This window comes from Lentisalinibacter sediminis, from assembly GCF_040706615.1.
Classification (GTDB): domain Bacteria; phylum Pseudomonadota; class Gammaproteobacteria; order Steroidobacterales; family Woeseiaceae; genus Lentisalinibacter; species Lentisalinibacter sediminis.
On record NZ_JAPDRF010000006.1, the window covers coordinates 1 to 16,578 of the forward strand.

At 66.7% G+C, this 16,578-nt stretch carries 13 protein-coding genes; 4 read left to right on the forward strand and 9 right to left on the reverse strand.

Translation table 11 applies throughout. The annotated features are described in order from the left end of the window. Window positions 1–141: 141 nt before the first annotated feature. From ACJMKX_RS14050 to ACJMKX_RS14070, 5 genes are all read right to left on the reverse strand, one after another. The gene (locus ACJMKX_RS14050; RefSeq protein ID WP_405226667.1) at window positions 142–351 is read right to left on the reverse strand and encodes a dodecin; all 210 of its coding nucleotides are present in this window, start codon (window positions 349–351) and stop codon (window positions 142–144) included. Window positions 352–397: 46 nt separating this feature from the next. After that, window positions 398–2,827, reverse strand: coding sequence for an aminotransferase class III-fold pyridoxal phosphate-dependent enzyme (locus tag ACJMKX_RS14055; protein ID WP_405226670.1), 2,430 nt, complete (start codon window positions 2,825–2,827; stop codon window positions 398–400). Between the two features lie 7 nt (window positions 2,828–2,834). Then, complete coding sequence (locus tag ACJMKX_RS14060; RefSeq protein ID WP_405226673.1) at window positions 2,835–4,238, reverse strand: M20/M25/M40 family metallo-hydrolase; 1,404 nt, start codon at window positions 4,236–4,238, stop codon at window positions 2,835–2,837. Between the two features lie 85 nt (window positions 4,239–4,323). Continuing rightward, on the reverse strand, window positions 4,324–4,779 hold the full coding sequence (locus ACJMKX_RS14065) for a DUF1499 domain-containing protein (protein WP_405226676.1): 456 nt from the start codon (window positions 4,777–4,779) through the stop codon (window positions 4,324–4,326). Between the two features lie 122 nt (window positions 4,780–4,901). Then, window positions 4,902–5,507, reverse strand: coding sequence for a PIN domain-containing protein (locus ACJMKX_RS14070; RefSeq protein WP_405226679.1), 606 nt, complete (start codon window positions 5,505–5,507; stop codon window positions 4,902–4,904). Between the two features lie 112 nt (window positions 5,508–5,619). On the opposite strand from ACJMKX_RS14070, the gene ACJMKX_RS14075 reads away from it, so the two are divergent. Continuing rightward, window positions 5,620–6,936: an MFS transporter gene (locus tag ACJMKX_RS14075; RefSeq protein ID WP_405226681.1), complete on the forward strand. Its 1,317-nt coding sequence runs from the start codon at window positions 5,620–5,622 to the stop codon at window positions 6,934–6,936. A 74-nt stretch (window positions 6,937–7,010) separates the two neighbouring features. Here ACJMKX_RS14075 and ACJMKX_RS14080 read toward each other — a convergent pair whose 3' ends face one another. Together ACJMKX_RS14080 and ACJMKX_RS14085 are read right to left on the reverse strand one after the other, a co-directional pair. Next, window positions 7,011–7,958 carry a metallophosphoesterase gene (locus ACJMKX_RS14080; protein ID WP_405226684.1) on the reverse strand — a complete coding sequence of 316 codons (948 nt, stop codon included), beginning with the start codon at window positions 7,956–7,958 and terminating at the stop codon, window positions 7,011–7,013. 279 nt (window positions 7,959–8,237) lie between these two features. Further along, entirely contained in the window at window positions 8,238–8,696 is a 459-nt protein-coding gene (locus tag ACJMKX_RS14085; protein WP_405226687.1) for a YaiI/YqxD family protein, read from the reverse strand. A 38-nt stretch (window positions 8,697–8,734) separates the two neighbouring features. On the opposite strand from ACJMKX_RS14085, the gene ACJMKX_RS14090 reads away from it, so the two are divergent. Then, window positions 8,735–9,952 (forward strand): MFS transporter, encoded by a 1,218-nt coding sequence (locus tag ACJMKX_RS14090; protein WP_405226689.1) that lies wholly within the window; start codon window positions 8,735–8,737, stop codon window positions 9,950–9,952. Between the two features lie 35 nt (window positions 9,953–9,987). Here ACJMKX_RS14090 and ACJMKX_RS14095 read toward each other — a convergent pair whose 3' ends face one another. Beyond that, window positions 9,988–11,217, reverse strand: a complete 1,230-nt coding sequence (locus tag ACJMKX_RS14095; protein WP_405226692.1) for an MFS transporter — start codon at window positions 11,215–11,217, stop codon at window positions 9,988–9,990. A 63-nt stretch (window positions 11,218–11,280) separates the two neighbouring features. Beyond that, on the reverse strand, window positions 11,281–13,692 hold the full coding sequence (locus ACJMKX_RS14100) for a TonB-dependent receptor (protein ID WP_405226696.1): 2,412 nt from the start codon (window positions 13,690–13,692) through the stop codon (window positions 11,281–11,283). Window positions 13,693–13,942: 250 nt separating this feature from the next. Here ACJMKX_RS14100 and ACJMKX_RS14105 point away from each other — a divergent pair, with 250 nt between their 5' ends. Both ACJMKX_RS14105 and ACJMKX_RS14110 read left to right on the forward strand, forming a co-directional pair. Continuing rightward, window positions 13,943–15,040 (forward strand): hypothetical protein, encoded by a 1,098-nt coding sequence (locus ACJMKX_RS14105; RefSeq protein WP_405226699.1) that lies wholly within the window; start codon window positions 13,943–13,945, stop codon window positions 15,038–15,040. Between the two features lie 269 nt (window positions 15,041–15,309). Next, window positions 15,310–16,551, forward strand: a complete 1,242-nt coding sequence (locus tag ACJMKX_RS14110) for a DEAD/DEAH box helicase (RefSeq protein WP_405226702.1) — start codon at window positions 15,310–15,312, stop codon at window positions 16,549–16,551. The last annotated feature ends 27 nt before the right edge of the window (window positions 16,552–16,578 follow it).

Sequence of the window (16,578 nt, forward strand, 5' to 3'; positions counted from 1 at the left end):
CTTGCTCATCACGACCCGACTATCCACCCGGCCGGGCCAATCTATCGTCTCGAACGCCCGATCTCCGCAATCACAGCAACCGACGAATCCGAAACGGGGTTAATAGAGGTTCCTTAAAGCCCCTCCTACAGCACACCGCATTCAATCCTCGATCCGGAAACCGATCTTCACGGTCACCTGCCAGTATTTGACCGCATCGCCTTCGATGTAGCCGCGGGTCTCGGTGACCTGGAACCAGTCCATATGTTTCACGGACTCGCCGGCCTTTTTGATCGCCTTGGCGATGGCGTCGTCGGTGCCGACCGTCGATGAACCGGTGACGTCGATCTGCTTGTAGACATGGTCTTCCATGCAGAAACCTCCTGTTTCTTCAACGAACTCGCGACCAGTGTACCGGCTATCCGGCCGCCGTCTCGACCCGGATCCCGACGAGCACCCTGTCCATCACCTCGACGAGGCGGTCCGCGTGCTGCCGGGAGAAGACCAGCGGCGGGCGTATTTTCAGCACGTTGTCGGCGATGCCGGTGCGGCCGACCAGCACGCCCTCGCGGCGCATGCCGTTCATGACGGCGCGAGCGACTGCCGGCGCCGGCTCCCGCGTCTCCCGGTCGCGCACCAGCTCCACACCGGCGAACAGCCCCGCCCCGCGCACGTCGCCGATGGCCTCGTGCCGCGACTGCAGCCCGCGCAGCGCCTCACGCAGATAGTCGCCGGTCACCCGGGCATTCTCCTGCAGCGCCTCGTGCTCGATCACGTGCAGTACCGCGAGCCCTGCCGCACACGACACCGGGTTGCCGCCGAAGGTATTGAAGTACTCGGAGTCGCGGGCGAAGCGGCCGGCGATCTCGGGCGTGGTGATCACCGCCGCCAGCGGATGACCATTCCCCATGGGTTTACCCAGCGTCACGATATCCGGCACCACGCCCTGCAGCTCGAAGCCCCAGAAGTGATCGCCGGTGCGGGCGAAGCCGGCCTGCACCTCGTCGGCCACGCAGATGCCGCCCGCAGCGCGCACCCTTTGCCAGGCATCCGCAAGATAGCCCGCCGGCGCCGCGTAGATGCCGTCGCTTGACCAGATCGTGTCGACGAAGAATGCGGCCGGCCGGTGACCCCGGTCGGCCAGTGAGGCGATCGCCTCGTCCAGGGTGGCGGCGTAACGCGCGGACGCAGCCTCGCCGCGGAACGGCCCGTTGTAGACGTCCGGCGCCGGCACCGTCACCACCCAGTCGGGCGTGCGGCGGTCCGGCAGCTCTTCCGGCGAGAACGCCGCCACCGCCGTGGTGTTGCCGTGGTAGGCATTGCGGCTGACGATCGCGCCGTCCCCGCCGGTGACCGCCCGCGCCATCTGCCAGGCCAGATCGTTGGCCTCGCTGCCGGTGCAGACGAAGAAGCAGACCGAGAGCTGCCCGGGCAGTCGCGCCGCGAGACGCTCGGCGTAATCCAGGATGTGCTCGTGCAGGTAGCGGGTATTGGTGTTCAGCGTGCGTGACTGTCGCGCGATCGCCTCCGTCACCACCGGATGGCAATGGCCGACGCAGGCGACGTTGTTGTAGGCATCGAGATGCGCGCGGCCCGATGCATCGTACAGCCAGACGCCTTCGCCGCGGACGATGTGCAACGGCTCGTCGTAGGTGAGCGAGAGCCCGGGGCCGAGCAGTGCGCGGCGTCGCTCGCGCAGGGCGGCATCGCTGCCGTCACTGCCGTCGTGACTGCCGGCGTCATTGCCATTGTTATTGCCGCCGTTACTGACACCGCGCAGCTCGCCGGCAGCTGCCAGCCCGAGTTCGTGCCGCAGTACCCGCATCGCTTCCCGTTCGTCGATGGCCTCCAGCCGCTCCATCGTGCGCAGGGAGGCCTCGTGGCCGCCGAGGATATAGTCGACGTTGTCCGGGTGCTCCCCCGCCCGCCAGGCGCAGATCGCGACCGAGGCCGCGAGCCGCAGCTGCACGAGATGGAACAGGATGTCGACCTCGGGCGGCTCCAGCGGCCTCACCGCGTGGAAGGCGGCGGCGATCTCGGCGAGGACGGCGAGCTCGTCTTCGTGGCCGATGACCTGGTAGGCCGCAAGCACGGCGAGATCGTTCACCAGCGGGGCGTGCACCATGTCGCCGAAATCGATGATCCCGCTCACTCGTTCGGGATCCTCGACGCTCACCAGCACGTTGTCCGGATTGAAGTCGTTGTGGATCACCTGGGCGCGCAGAGCCGCCAGCGTCTCCTCGCCCCGCGCCGCATGCCGGGCGAAGACCCGCTCCGCCAGCTCGCGGCCGCGGCGCTCGCCAATGTGTACGGCGAGTTCGCGCACCGCCTGGGTCTGACTGACGTCCCACAGCAGGGGATGGCGCGCGGCGGGATGGAAGAAGCCCTGCAGGGCACGGCCGAGCGCCGCCAGCGTGGCACCGAGATGTCGCCTCAGTGCGGGCGTGGAAGAGACATCGCCCACCGGCACGCCGGGCAGATAACTCACCAGGCGCACCAGACTGCGTCCGCCGGGCAGTTCCACCGCCTGCAGCAATTCGCCGTCCGGTCCCGGCTCGATGCGCGGCACCGGCAGCTCCGGCGCGGTACGAGAGATGTGGTCCAGCGCCCGCGCCTGGAAGTCGAGCACGGCCGGCGACTCCGCTGCATTGGAGATCTTCAGCACGAACTCGCGGCCGTCTTCCGCCGTGTAGCGGAAATTCCGATCCCGTTCGCTGTCGAGCGGTGCGGCGCTGCCCGGCAGGGCGTAGCGCTCGCGCACCAGATCCGCAGCCTGCTCCGGTGTCAGGTCCGGAGCCGGCGTGGTCATCAACCGCAGCGGGTCCGTGGTCACCGGGTCCGTGGTCACAAGGCAGTCACTCGGCGGCGCCGATCTCCATGACGATCTCCCACAGGAAGCGCACCATCTCCTGCAGGGATTCCTCGGAGACGCGTTCGTTGTCGCTGTGGGCGCCGTAGCGGCTGTTGATCTCGGCCAGGGTGCGGGCCGGGCCGATGCCGTAGGCCTGCACGCCCTTCGCGCGCAGCTGGGACATATCGGTGGCGCCGGTCGCCATCACCGGCAGCGTAGTCGATCCCGGATAGAGCCGCTGGGCCACGCCCTCGATCACCTGGAACATCTCGTTGTCGATGCCGGAGGGCGGCGCCTCCGGGCGGTAGATCTCCTCGGGCACGATCTCGATCGCCGGGTTGTCGATGAGCGCAGCCAGTTTGCCGTAGAAGCCGTCCACGTCCTCGCCGGGCAGCATGCGGATGTCGAGCATGGCCTCCGCCTCGGACGGGATCACGTTGCGGCGGAAGCCGCCGTCGACGATGGTCGGCACGACCGACGTCCGCAGTGCCGAGTAGTGGTAGGGGTCGTTCTGCCGGAACCAGGCGTCGATCTCGGCCTGGTACTCCGGGTTCTCGACGTTGGCGTAGCGCCAGGAGGTCTCGCCGTCGGTCAGCTCCGCCATGCGGCGGAAATACGCACGCGTGGTCTCGTTCAGCCGGATCGGCGTCTCCCAGTTGCCGGCCTTCGCCACCGCCTCGGCCAGCATGGTGATGGCGTTGTCCACGCGCGGCCTCGAGCCGTGACCGGCCGTGCCGCGCGCGATGAGCTTCGCCCGCCGTGGCATCTTCTCGGTGGTCTGGATGCCCACCACCTTCACCTGCCCGTCCTCCAGCCGATTGGTGCCACCCTCGGCGATGGCGTACTCCGCCGAGATCTTGTCCCAGTGGTTCTCGATCATGTAGGTGATGCCCCACTGCGGCGTGCCCTCCTCGCCGGCCTCGGCCAGGAAGATGATGTCCCGATCCATCTCGACGCCGAGGCGATTCAGCAGCAGGATGACCATCAGCCCGGCCGTGACGTTGTCCTTGTCGTCGAGCGTGCCGCGGCCCCAGATGTAGCCGTCCTTGCGCAAACCACTGAACGGCGGCTGCGCCCACTTCTCCGGCTGCACGCCCACCACGTCCGTGTGGCCCATGATGAGGATCGGCGCTTTCGTACCGTTACCCTTGTAGCGGGTCACGAGGTTGGCGCGGTCGGGATCGAGCGCGTACGTCTCGTACTCGATACCCTCGGCCTCCAGCACCTCGCCAAGGTACTCCGCCACCTCGGTCTCGTTGCCGGGCGGATTGACCGACTCGATCTGCACCATATCCACCAGGTAGCCGATGGATTCCTCGCCGACGGCGTCCCAGTCGACGAAGTAGCCGCTCTGGGCGGCGGCGGTGAGGGGCAGGAGTGCGAGGAAGCAGGTGAGGCGTTTCAACATGACGGACTCTTTGTGATGCAATGGATGGGCATGCAGGAGGGCCTTCAGGCCCGATTCCTTACCCCAATCGGGCCTGAAGGCCCTCCTACGTGGAGTTCAGGGCTTGACGTACGGCTTCCAGCCGCTTTCGGTTCTTGCCGAGATCCGAGTAGCCGAGCCGCGACGACGAGCGCATGGCGATCACTCCCTCCTCCGGCCGCAGGTGGAAGATGACGTCGTCGACGAAGCGCAGGATCTTCGTGCGGGCCTCGGCGCGCAGATAGTTCTCGCGCTGCTCCACGATGGTGTAAGAGGAGTCGCTCTCCACGTAGCCGATCAGCCGCTGCCAGGCGGCCTGCGCATCGCCGTCGATCTTCAGCGCCTCGATATAATGTGTGCCGTCGGAGGGGTCGGCATCGCTGGAGACGCAGTTCGGCGTGGACGGGCACGGCGGCAGCCGGCCTTCGTCGGTGAGATCGAGTTCGGATCCGGTCATGGTGGCGCAGCCTGTCAGCAGGAGGATGGCGCCGGCGAGAGCCGGCAGGTGCAGCGTCTTGTTCATGGCGGCATGATAGCCCAGGCGCGCATCGCTGTAGGAGGGGCTTCAGCCCCGATTCCTTGACCAATCGGGCCTGAGGGCGTTCGGGCCTGCAAGCGTTCGGGCCTGAAGGCCCTCCTACATGGTTAACGTCGCGTAATCGGTCTTGCGTAATGCACCGTCTCCCCTTCGAAGCGCACGCAGCCCTGCTCCACCAGCGCGTCCACCAGCGCCTGCACCTCGGCGAAGTCGAGTTCGCGGCCGAAATGGGAATGGACCAGGCGCATGAGGGTGCGGCGCCGGCGGGGCCGCGCCAGGCCGCGGGAATGGAGGTTGCGGATCACCTCCGCCACGCGCTCCTCCCGGGAACTCGCCGTCGCGGCTCCGAGGAACGGCAGCTCTGCCAGGCTCCGCTCCCTTCGCACGGACATGCCCTCCGCTCGCAGTTGCGCTATGAAGGCATCGAAGCCTTCGTCGGGCGAGACAACGTGCAGCTCTGAGTCCGGGTGCCGTTCGGCGAGGCGGCCGAGATAGCAGGCGATGTGGAGTTCGAGCGCGCGACGCCCGTCCCCGGAGACCGGCACGTAGGTCGCCCGCTCACCCAGGACCTGGACGGAAGAAACCAGGTCGAACGGCAGACTCGCCTCCGGATCGCCGACGAAGAGATAGACCCGCACGGGCTGCCCGTGCAGCGGCGCCAGATCGTCCGGCTGCACGTTCTCGTAATCGATGAGGATGCAGTGTTGCCCCATTCCGCCCCCTCGAGGCCGCCCTGCGAAGGAGCTTAGCATCGCAGCGGCTTTCCGGCATTTCCCGGCCGCAAAAAGACGCTAAACTGCCCGCGTGTCCAGGCGGGGAAACCTCTTGTCGAAGAAGAATATGCTCGATACCCGGAGGGGTCGCCTGACCACCTTCGGCATTCTCTACATCTGCGAGGGCATCCCGCTCGGGTTTGCCGCCGTGGCCATCGCCACCTACATGCGCCGGGCCGGCGTGGACGTGGCCCAGGTCGGCGCCTTCGTTGCCTCATTCTACCTGCCCTGGGCGTTCAAGTGGGCCTGGGCACCCGTGGTGGACCTGGTCACGCTGAACCGCTTCGGCGGGCGCAAGGCGTGGATCGTGCTGTGCCAGGTGCTGATGATCGTCACGCTGTATTTCGTCGCACAGCTCGACTACACGCAGCACTTCGACCTGCTCATCACCATGGTAATCGTGCACAACGTGTTTGCCGCCACCTGCGACGTGGCCATCGATTCGCTGGCGGTGAGCAGCCTGCGCGAGGACGAACGCGCCCAGGGCAACGGCTTCATGTTCGCCGGCGCCTACATCGGTCAGGGTCTCGGCGGTGGCGGCGCCATGTTCGTCGCCGGCCTGTATGGCTTCGACGTCTCCTTTCTCTATGTCGCCCTGCTGCTCTGCCTGGTGCTCACCTTCGTGGTCTTCTTCGTCCGGGATCCGGCGGCCGGCGCAGCCGTGGCCGCACGGTTACACGGCGTGTGGCAGGCGTTCCGCGATTCTGTCGGCGGATTCGCGCGGGAGCTCGGCATCGGTCTGTTCCGCTCCGGCAAGGGTCCGCTGATCGGCGTGATCTTCGCGCTGACGCCGATCGGCGCCATGGCCCTCTCCGGCGCGGTGGCCACCGCGCTGCAGGTCGACCTCGGCATGAGCGACAGCCAGATCGGGACGCTGAACATCTACGCCATGATCACCTCGGGCGCCGGCTGCGTGGCCGGCGGCTGGCTCGCCGACCGGCTGGGCAAACGCAAGATGCTGGCGCTGTTCTATGCCCTGACCACGCTGCCCACGCTCTGGCTCGCCGTGGCGCTCGGCGGCGGCACGGGCGTCGAAGGCGTCACCATCAACCAGTACTTCGCCGTCGCCATCGCGTTCTATCTCTGCATGGGTCTGCACTACGGCGTGGGCGCGGCCATCTTCATGGGGCTCACCAACCCGGCGGTGGCCGCCACCCAGTTCACGGGCTTCATGGCGCTGCAGAATCTGACCATCTCCTACTCCAACGCCTGGCAGGGCGTCGCCGTGGATGCGTGGGGTTACAGCGCGATGTTCTACCTGGACGCGGCGCTGGTCGCGGTGCCGATCCTGCTGATCCCGTTCCTCACCGACCGGCAGCCGCAGGAGGCGCCACCATCGCCGGCAAGGCCACTCCCGGAGGCCAGCTGATAATGTAGGAGGGCCTTCAGCCCCGATTCATCAATAATCGGGCCTGAAGGCCCTCCTGCATGCCCACCGAGGCATCAGCGCGGGACGGACACGAACCGCTCGCGGCTGAGCTCCACGTCCCCGTCGTCCCAGCGGTAGGCCACCAGCTTGCCGCCTTCCTTCGCCACGCTGTAGTCGAGGCAGGCGATGTTTGGTGCCAGCGGTGCGGGCTCGCCTTCCAGCCAGTAGTGGCCCACGAAGCAGGGCGGGTCGTCGTGGGAGTACTCGACGAGGTGATCGCCCTCGATGGGGTCGTCCGGGATATGGGTCTCGACGGATTCCGGCCCGAAGTGCGCCTCCCGGTACGTCGTGGCGTGCGAATCCCACCAGCGCACGCGGATGCGGTGGCGGTGATTGCCGCCCTTGTCACGCACGGACTTGCCGTCCGGCAGGTCGACCTCCTTGCCCTTCAGCAGCGAATCGATGGCCTCGTGCTGCCAGGTGCCGGGCTCGTGGCCGGCGACCAGCAGGTCGTCGGTGAGATGCTGCCCGTCCACCTCCGCGCGCACCTCGGACAGGAGATGCGGGTCCCAGCAGGCGTGGATCACGCGGAGCGCGCCAAGGTCCAGCCACAGGGGCAGCGTGCGGAACCAGCCGAGCGTCGCGCGCATCTCGTCCTCGCGGCCCTCGTAGGCCCTGATGAAGGCGTCATGCTGGTCCCGGTTCTTCTTCGACCAGGGCCTGAGCGGCTCGCCGGTGTCCGGATGGGGCGTGTGGAAACCCAGCGCGTTGAACTCGTGATTGCCCATGACCGCCAGGGCCGCGCCCGCCTCGACCATGGGCCGGGCTGTCTCGATGACCTCCCGCTGATGCGGCCCGCGGTCGATGAAGTCGCCGAGGAAGATGACCTCGCGGCTCTCGTGCCGCCAGACGCCGCGGTGCTCACGGTAGCCGAGCTCCACGAGCAGGCGCACCAACGGGTCGGCGTATCCGTGGATATCGCCGATGAGGTCGTAGCCCCGGGGCGTATGGCGCTTCGTCATGATTACAGTGTAGCGGCCCTGACGCCCGGAAATCTCTCCGGCGCCCGATCGCGGCGCTGACCCCTTCCCGGCTTTGAATTCGCCGCGCGTTGGCGCAATACTCAGGCGCTGGCCTTCGTGCCGGGCGACATCGGCGAGATGATGGACGGGGCAACGGAATTCATGGGCATCGGCACCCTCGAGAGCGAGGTGGTGAAGAGCGGTGGCCCACAACTACGCCACCTATAGGGAATACGAAGAAAGTCTGCGATCCTTCATCGCTCGCTGAACGGATTCCCCTCAGCCGGTTCTCCCATGCTCCGTCAGCCAGCGATCCAGATGATTGGCGAACGCCTGCTTGTCGCGCTGGCTGAAGGCGGCCGGGCCGCCGCCCATCTCCACGCCGCTGGAGCGCATGGTGTCCAGGAAGTCGCGCATGTTCAGCCGCGCGCGGATGTTCTCGGTGGTGTGCAGCTCGCCGCGGGGGCTGAGGGCCTGGGCACCCTTCGCGATGACCTCCGCCGCCAGCGGGATGTCGCTGGTGATCACCAGGTCGCCGGCGTCGGCACGCTTCACGATCTCGTCGTCGGCGACGTCGAAGCCGTGGGATACCTGCAGGGCATTGACGTTAGCCAGCTTCGGCGTCGCCACCGGCTGGTTCGCCACCAGCGTCACCTCGACACCGGTGCGCTTCGCAGCGCGGAACAGGATTTCCCGCACCACCACGGGACAGGCATCGGCGTCTACCCAGATCTTCATCCCGCCATTATGCCCGCAGGGAGTATCATCGCGCTTCCATGCTCGCGTTCCTGAAACAGAACTTCCGCTGGATCGCGGGCGGTTTCCTGCTCACCTACTTCTCCAGCTTCGGTCAGACCTTTTTCATCTCGGCTTCCATCTCCGAGTGGCGGGCCGCCTTCGGTCTCAGCCATGGCGAGATCGGGCGGCTGTACATGCTGGCGACGCTGGGGAGTGCGCTGTGCCTGCCGTGGGTCGGACGCCTGGTCGACGTTCTGCCAGAACGGCGGGTCATCCTGATCGTCGTGCCGGTGCTCGCCTCCGCCACCCTCATCGCCGCCTACGCGCCGTCGGTGGCCGTGCTCGTGCTCGCCATCTTCCTGCTGCGCCTGTTCGGCCAGGGCATGATGACCCACACCGCGCTGACGGCGACCGGGCGCTCGTTCGCCGCCCAGCGCGGCCGCGCCGTCTCACTGGTCGTGCTCGGCCATCAGGGCGGCGAGGCCACCCTGCCGCTGGCCTTCGCGGCCCTCGCCATCGCCTTCGGCTACCAGGCGGGCTGGGTGGCCGGCGCCATCGTCCTGCTCGCCGTCGGCATGCCCTTGGCCTGGTGGGCCTACCGCGTGCCGAGGACTCCGCAGCACGAGCCTGCCGGCGCCGAGGGCGGCCCGTTCCCCGTCCGCCACTGGACACGGCGCGAGGTGCTGGCGGATCCCCTGTTCTGGGTACTGCTCACCGGCGTCCTGGGCCCGCCGTTCATCGGAACCACGATCTTCTATCACCAGGACTACCTCACGGAACTGCGCGGCTGGCCGCCGCAGTTCTACGCGATGTCGCTCTCGGTCGCTGCGATCACCACCGTAGTCTTCGCGCTGATCTGCGGCGCACTCATCGACCGCTTCCGGGCCCCCGCCATCCTGCCGTTCTTCCTGCTGCCGCTGGCGGGCTCCTGCTTCGTGCTCGGCATCGACGGCCCGGCCTGGCTGCTGTTCGTCGTCATGCTTCTGCTCGGCATGGCCTACGGGCTGTCCTCCACCCTGTTCGGATCGCTGTGGCCCGAGGTCTACGGCACCCTGCACCTCGGCGCCATCCGTTCGGTCACCGTCTCGGTGATGGTCTTCGCCACCGCCGCCGGACCGGGCGTCACCGCCACCCTCATCGACCGGGGTATCACCGTGCCGGAACAGATGATCTGGATCGGGTTCTATTGCCTCGCGGCGGCCGGCGCGATGACGCTGGCCACGGCAACGCTGCGACGACGCCAACCGCAGGGGTAGGAGGGCCTTCAGGCCCGACCGTCCCGTCCCTGGTCTCAGGCCGTCGCCAGCCCGGAGCGATCCTCGTCCTGCGCCCGACTCAGCCAGGCGAGAGCCACGGTCATCAGCAGTCCGGCCAGCGCGGCACCGGCGAGCACGGCGAAGTAGGAGCGGTAACCGGTGGATGCACCGAAGCTGTCGACGAACCAGCCCGCCAGCGGATAGGCGAAGACATCGGGGGTATAGCCCACCATCGAGACCAGACCCACGGCCGTCCCGGTGACCACCACCGGCACGCGACTCTCTTCCAGCAGCGCGTAGTAGATGCCGCGCAGTGCGAACACGGCGATGGCCACGGCCGCCACCTGTATCCAGAGCAGCCACAGCCAGTCGGCCTCCCCCGGCATCGTGGCGAGCGCGAGGTAGCCACCGCCAGCAATGAGGAATGCGAGACCCACGGCACGGGTGGGCCTTATCCGGTCTGCCAGAAACCCGGCGGCGATCGCCGACAACGGGCGCAGCCACTCGCGGAAGGCGCCCAGCTGTGCGCCGAAGACCTTGTCCTGTGCGAAGGCCTTCTCGCCGAAGGTGGCGAACTCGAAGGTGCCGACATACAACCAGTAGGCGACGAGGATAATCAGGGCCTGCAGCCACACGGCCGGCATCGCCATGACCAGCTTCAGCTGACCGGCCGGCAGCCGGTCGTTACCGGTACCGGTGAGTGATCCGTGGGCGCTGTCCGCCGGTACGAAGGCCAGCACGAAGAAGCCCGCGACCACCGATGCCGTCGAATACAGCACAATGACCGCAATCAGTCCGTCGGCGACCAGTGCATAACGGGAGAACACCCACGCGGCCAGCGACAGCATGACGGCGCCGACCAGACCGCGGCCGCCGTCGAGGATGCCGAAGGTCTTGCCCTGGTCGTCGCGCCCGCCCCAGAGCCGTGCGGCCTTTATGAGCGCCGCCCAGAAGGTCAGGATGGAGGTTACGCCCCAGAAGGCGTGCAGCGCGAGCAACATCGGATACGGGGGGATGGTGGCCATGTAATAGCCGCCCAGCCCGGTCGCAAACAGGGACACGGAGAGCAGCGTCCGGGTGGCGACCCGGTCCGACAGCCAACCGCCGGCGAAGTAGGCCCCGAACGCCAGAGCGCCGAACATGGCATTCATCACGCCCAGCTGCGTGAAGGTCACATCGAAGACCTCCGCCATGCTGGTCTGGAAGCTCTTCCGCATGTAGGGCAGCAGGTAGATACTGTCCCCGGCCAGGATCAGGCTGGCCATGTAGAGCCATTTCCGACGGCCGCCCGCTGCCATCAGGATCGACCCGCGATCCCGGCGGGCCTGCTAGTCGCCCGCAAAGTTGTAGGTAAACTGGACGCCCGCATTCCTCGGCCGGCCGACCGTCAACTGCGCCGGCCGCTGCCGGTCGGTATCCGCCCCCATCACGATCCGCTCGTCGGTGAGGTTGCGGACGAAGACGCCGAACTCCCAGTTGTCCCGCATCATCCCGGTGTAGAGATTCAGCACCGTGCTGCTGGGCAACTCGATGCGCTCCAGCTGCTCGGTACCCAACTCGTTGAACTGACTGCTCACATAGGAGACGTCGCCGCGCAGATACCAGTCGAGGCCCCTGAGAGCGTTCGCGATCTCGTAACGGAAACCGGCATTGACCGCCCATTCGGGCGCGAACGGTGCCTCGTCGCCGTCCGACGCGATGGGTGGTGCCGACGGGTCGAGATCGCCGTCCACCTCGGACTGGTTGTAGGCGGCAGCGAATGAAAGCCCGAGCCGGTCCGTCGGCTGGGAGACGATCTCGAGCTCCACCCCGCGGCTGACGATATCGACGATGCTGAATTCAACGATCCAGCCGCAGGCGAGGAAGGTCTGCGTCCGGGCATCCTCCCAGTCCATCTGGTAGACGCTGATATTGGCGGTGGTCGTGCCGCCGAACAGGGTGGTCTTCGCGCCCGCCTCGTAATTCCACAGCGAATCGCCGTCGATCGTGGTCGGCACGCCGTCGAAGCCGAGATCGGCGAGTTCGTCGGCACAGAAGACCGGATTGATGAACTGCTGCACGCTGCCGACGCGGAAGCCCTTGGCGGCCTTGGCATACAGCGTCATGTCGTCGGAGGGTCGGTAGGCGAGTTCCACCATCGGGTTGAAGCCGGACTCGGAGGTCTTCTCGTCCAGGCGGTCATTGCTGAACTCTACCCAGCCCTGCCAGCGGATGAACGCCTCCTGCTCGTAGTCGAAGAAACGGCCGCCGGCGGTCAGCTCGTAATCGCCGAACTCGTAGCTGGCCTCGGCGAATGCGGCGAACTGGGTCGTGTCGACGTCGAAGGTGCCGTCGAAATAGGCATTCTCCAGCGGCGAACCGAAGGTGCTGCCGAGGGCGAAGCCGTCGAGTCCGGCGGGCGATGCGATCCAGGCATCCAGGCCGTCCAGGTCGTTGACCTGGTCGAGCTGACGGGAATCGTCCTCGAAGTAGAGGCCGGCCACAAAGTTGAAGGGCCCGGAGAATCGGCTGTTGACGCGCAGCTCCTGGGTGAACTTCTCGTTCCGGGTCTTGTTCTCCAGATCCACCTGCTCGAGGAAGATGGCACCGTCCAGTGTCACCGGGTCGTAGTCGCCCAGCGCGAAAACCGGCTGCCCGGCGGCGCCGAGAGCATTGGCGAGGCCGAGAAGGTTCCTCGTGCGCCGCGTATCGTCCAGCGTGTTGTCCATCTCCCGGTCGAAATACGAGGTGATGGAGGTGAACGAGTAGCGGTCCACCTCCAGGTCGAGCTGCAGCGAGGCCAGCACGAACTCGTCCTCGAACTCGTTGTCCACGAACTTCACGTTCTGGCGCTCGTCCGTGATGATGAGCTGATCGAGGCTCTCGCCCGGCAATGCCAGGTCGTAACCGAAGCCGGTCGTGGTCTCCGCAGGATCGTTGCGGCGCTGCTCCTGGGGCCGGCCGTCGGCGTCCAGGTTCTGGTACATCACCATGGCCTTCGCACTCAGCGAATTCGTGACGTCCCAGAGCCCCGTCAGGCGGCCGCCGAGGATGTTCTCGTCGTTGTAGTCCTCTTCGCCCGTGTAGATATTGTCGATATAGCCGCCATTCGAGACGTTGTAGGCGACGCCGCGCAGCGCAAAGCGGTCATTCACGGGCAGGTTCAGAATCCCGTGTCCGCTGTAGCTGCCGCTGCCGTCCTCGGTGCCGAAACCCGTGACGCTGGCGGTGGCCCGCAGTTCGTCCATCACCGGGTCGTTCGGTATCAGCCGGATCGCGCCCGACATCGAACTCGCGCCGAACAGCGTGCCCTGAGGACCGCGCAGTACCTCGACACGATTCAGGTCGAACAGCGCAGAATCCGGGTTGAAGCCGGAGGTACTGATGGGCGTCTCGTCGAAATACAGAGACACCGTCGAGGGAATATTCGGGTTGGCGTGGTTCAGACGCGCCGCCGAGATCCCGCGCATGGACAGCTGTGCCTGGCCGGTTCCGGAGCTGTTCGCCGAGAGACCGGGCACCTCGCGCATGTAATCGGCAAAGCCGATCGAGACCGTCTCGGCGAGGGCATCGCCGTCGAGCACCTGGATGCTGCCGCCGATGTCCTGGATGGATTCCGTCCCGCGTTTCCTGGCAGTGACGACGATCTCCTCCATGACGACGTCCGCGCCCTGCGCATGAGTGGTGGTGGCGATACCGCAGTTGAGAGAGGCGAGGGACAAGAGGAGACACGCCCCTCTTCGGTGCAGCTTAAGCGTCATTTTTTCTTCCTTGGAGACCCCGGCCGCTGCCGGATCAGGCACTCATGATACGCAAAGCCGTCACGCATATCCCTTAAGGGCGGTCGAGATAGCGGTTTCGGCGGTAATCGATTCGGACATCTTCTGGACAAGACATCATCACTCGACCGGTGAACGCGTGGACCGCCAGTCACCCCGGATGGGGGGCCGATTTGACACGCAGCCCCGGCCGGCGGATAAAGGACGCTCACCCGCCGGACAGGTGATCGCCTTGAACGGTATCTCGGCGCGGCATCGCAGGGCTCCGGGGCCTGCGCCACTCGCAGCGGCAGCATTGCTGCTGGCGACGATGCTCGGGTCCGGCACCGCAGCCCACGCCGAATCGATCCAGCCCGGCTTCTTCTACCATGACCCCTCGGGAATCCGGCTGACCGCGGCCCGCTCGGGCGCCTCCTGTATCGAAGACGGGAATCCGACCGGCGTCTGTGAAAAGGCGCACCGGATCCTGATCACGGGTGAGGAGACCTGCGACTACCCGCCGGACAAGCGCTATCCGTGCACGTGGTTCGGCTATGAGTTCGATTTTCAGGGTGCCACGCCCGGCACGAGCATCGAATGCACGGTCAGTCGCAGCGATCCTCGCGGCCGGCGCACCACCGACGAATACAGCCATCGTCTGGACAAAGCCAGCGGTCACATCTTCAAGGCGGGCTTCCGCACCTATGCGCCGGTCGAGGAACGGGTGATTCTTGCGGAGGTGCACCAGTGCGCTTATCAGGGCGAACTCGTCTCGACCGTCGAATTCCTGATCTACTACGAGCCGGGCACCGGCATCGCCGCCGGCGATGCACCCGGAGATGCCGACCCGTACTTCCCCGAAACCCCGAATGCCTGCTCCGATCCCTACCTCACGGAGCGCACGGCCGAGGGCCTGCTGAATGCCCCGTCCGTGCGCAAGCATGCAGCCTCCGAGCACATCCCGGCTTTCTGGAGCCAGTGCCTGTACGGGGCCACCGGCGGCGGGCGCGGCAGCGTGGGCTTCGTGTTCAAGTTCATGCTGTCGGACATGTTCGACGTCGACAAGCTCGACCGCCGGCAGATCATCTTCCATGCCACCTTCGCACAGGGCAATGCGCCGCTGAAGGAGGTACGCGAGGATCTCGGCGATCTCGCCTTCGTCTTCGAGCAAGGCAACCGCACCACGCTGTTCGTGATCACCGGCATCAAGGGTCCGAAGGACGGCGCCAACCGTTCCACCGAGTTCACGGCGAACTACCATATCGAGCATCCCGATATCGGCCACGAAGACCGCCTGGCCGCGCTGGTCGAGCAGGCGAAGCGGCACCTGCGGGAGTGGGGGGTGGAGTGATTGTCGGGGTCCGGCCGGGCGGGTCGGGGCTGACGGCGGAATCGGCCTGAGGGCGGAGTCGGGCCTGAAGGCCCTCCTACATGATTGATTTAGCGCTTTCTTTTCGCGCAGCTTCTGTTACAGTGCGTCCAGCCTGGCGCACATCGGTCTGCGCCAATCACTCCGCAGCGCACCCCGCGCTCCCGGAGCCACACCCAAAGAATCCAGTCTGGGCCGAACCGTGCACGACTCCGTCGCGCTGCGGGTCAGACGAATCGGAGTAACTATCCATGCTTTTTTCTGAACTCGGCCTTTCGGCCGAATTGCTGAGTGCTGTCGAAAAACAGGGCTACAGCGAGGCGACCCCCATCCAGCGCGAGGCCATACCGCCCATCCTCGCTGGCCAGGACATCCTGGCGAGCGCCCAGACGGGCACCGGCAAGACCGCCGGTTTCACGCTGCCGCTGCTGCAGCGGCTCATGGCATCGCGGCCCGACGGCAAGCGCCGCATCCGTGCCCTGATACTCGTGCCCACCCGGGAACTCGCCGCCCAGGTCAGCGAGAGCGTCAGAAACTATGGCTGCCACCTGCCCACGCGCTCGCTGCAGATCTTCGGCGGCGTCAGCATCCGCCCCCAGATCAAGCGCCTGCGGGACGGCGTGGACATCGTCGTCGCCACGCCCGGCCGGCTGCTCGATCACGTACAGCAGCGCACCATCGACCTCTCGGCCGTCGAGATCCTCGTCCTCGACGAGGCGGACCGCATGCTCGACATGGGATTCATCCGCGACATCCGCAAGATCCTGAAGCTGCTGCCGACGCAGCGGCAGAACCTGCTGTTCTCCGCCACCTTCTCTCCGGAGATCCGCAGTCTCGCCGCGGACTTCCTGAGCTCGCCGGTGGAGATCGCCGTGGCGCCGCGCAATACGACGGCGGACCGGGTCATCCAGCTCGTGCACCCCGTGGACAAGGCGCGCAAACGCGAGCTGCTGTCTCACCGCATCGGCGCGGAGAACTGGCGCCAGGTGCTGGTGTTCACCCGCACCAAACACGGCGCCGACCGGCTGTCGAAGCAGCTGTCGGCCGACGGCCTGGACGCGGCTGCCATCCACGGCAACAAGTCCCAGAATGCGCGCACCAGGGCGCTCGCAGACTTCAAGTCCGGCAGGATCCGGGTGCTGGTGGCCACCGACATCGCGGCCCGCGGCCTCGACATCGACAGCCTGCCCCACGTGGTGAATTACGAGCTGCCCCACGTGCCGGAGGATTACGTGCACCGCATCGGCCGCACGGCCCGCGCCGGCCTGGACGGCCACGCCGTCTCACTCGTCTGCGTGGACGAGGACAGGCTGCTGCGCGACATCGAGCGGCTGCTGAACGTGCGCATCGACAAGGAAGTGATCCCGGGCTACGAGCCGGATCCGCGTATCCGCCCCGAGCCGCTGCAAACGGCGCGCAAGCCGCGACCGCAGCCGCGGCGCAACGGGCCGCGTCGGCAGAACAATCAGTCGCGGGGACGCAAGCGGGCCTAGTAAAGCGCGGGGGCTGATACGCTCCTG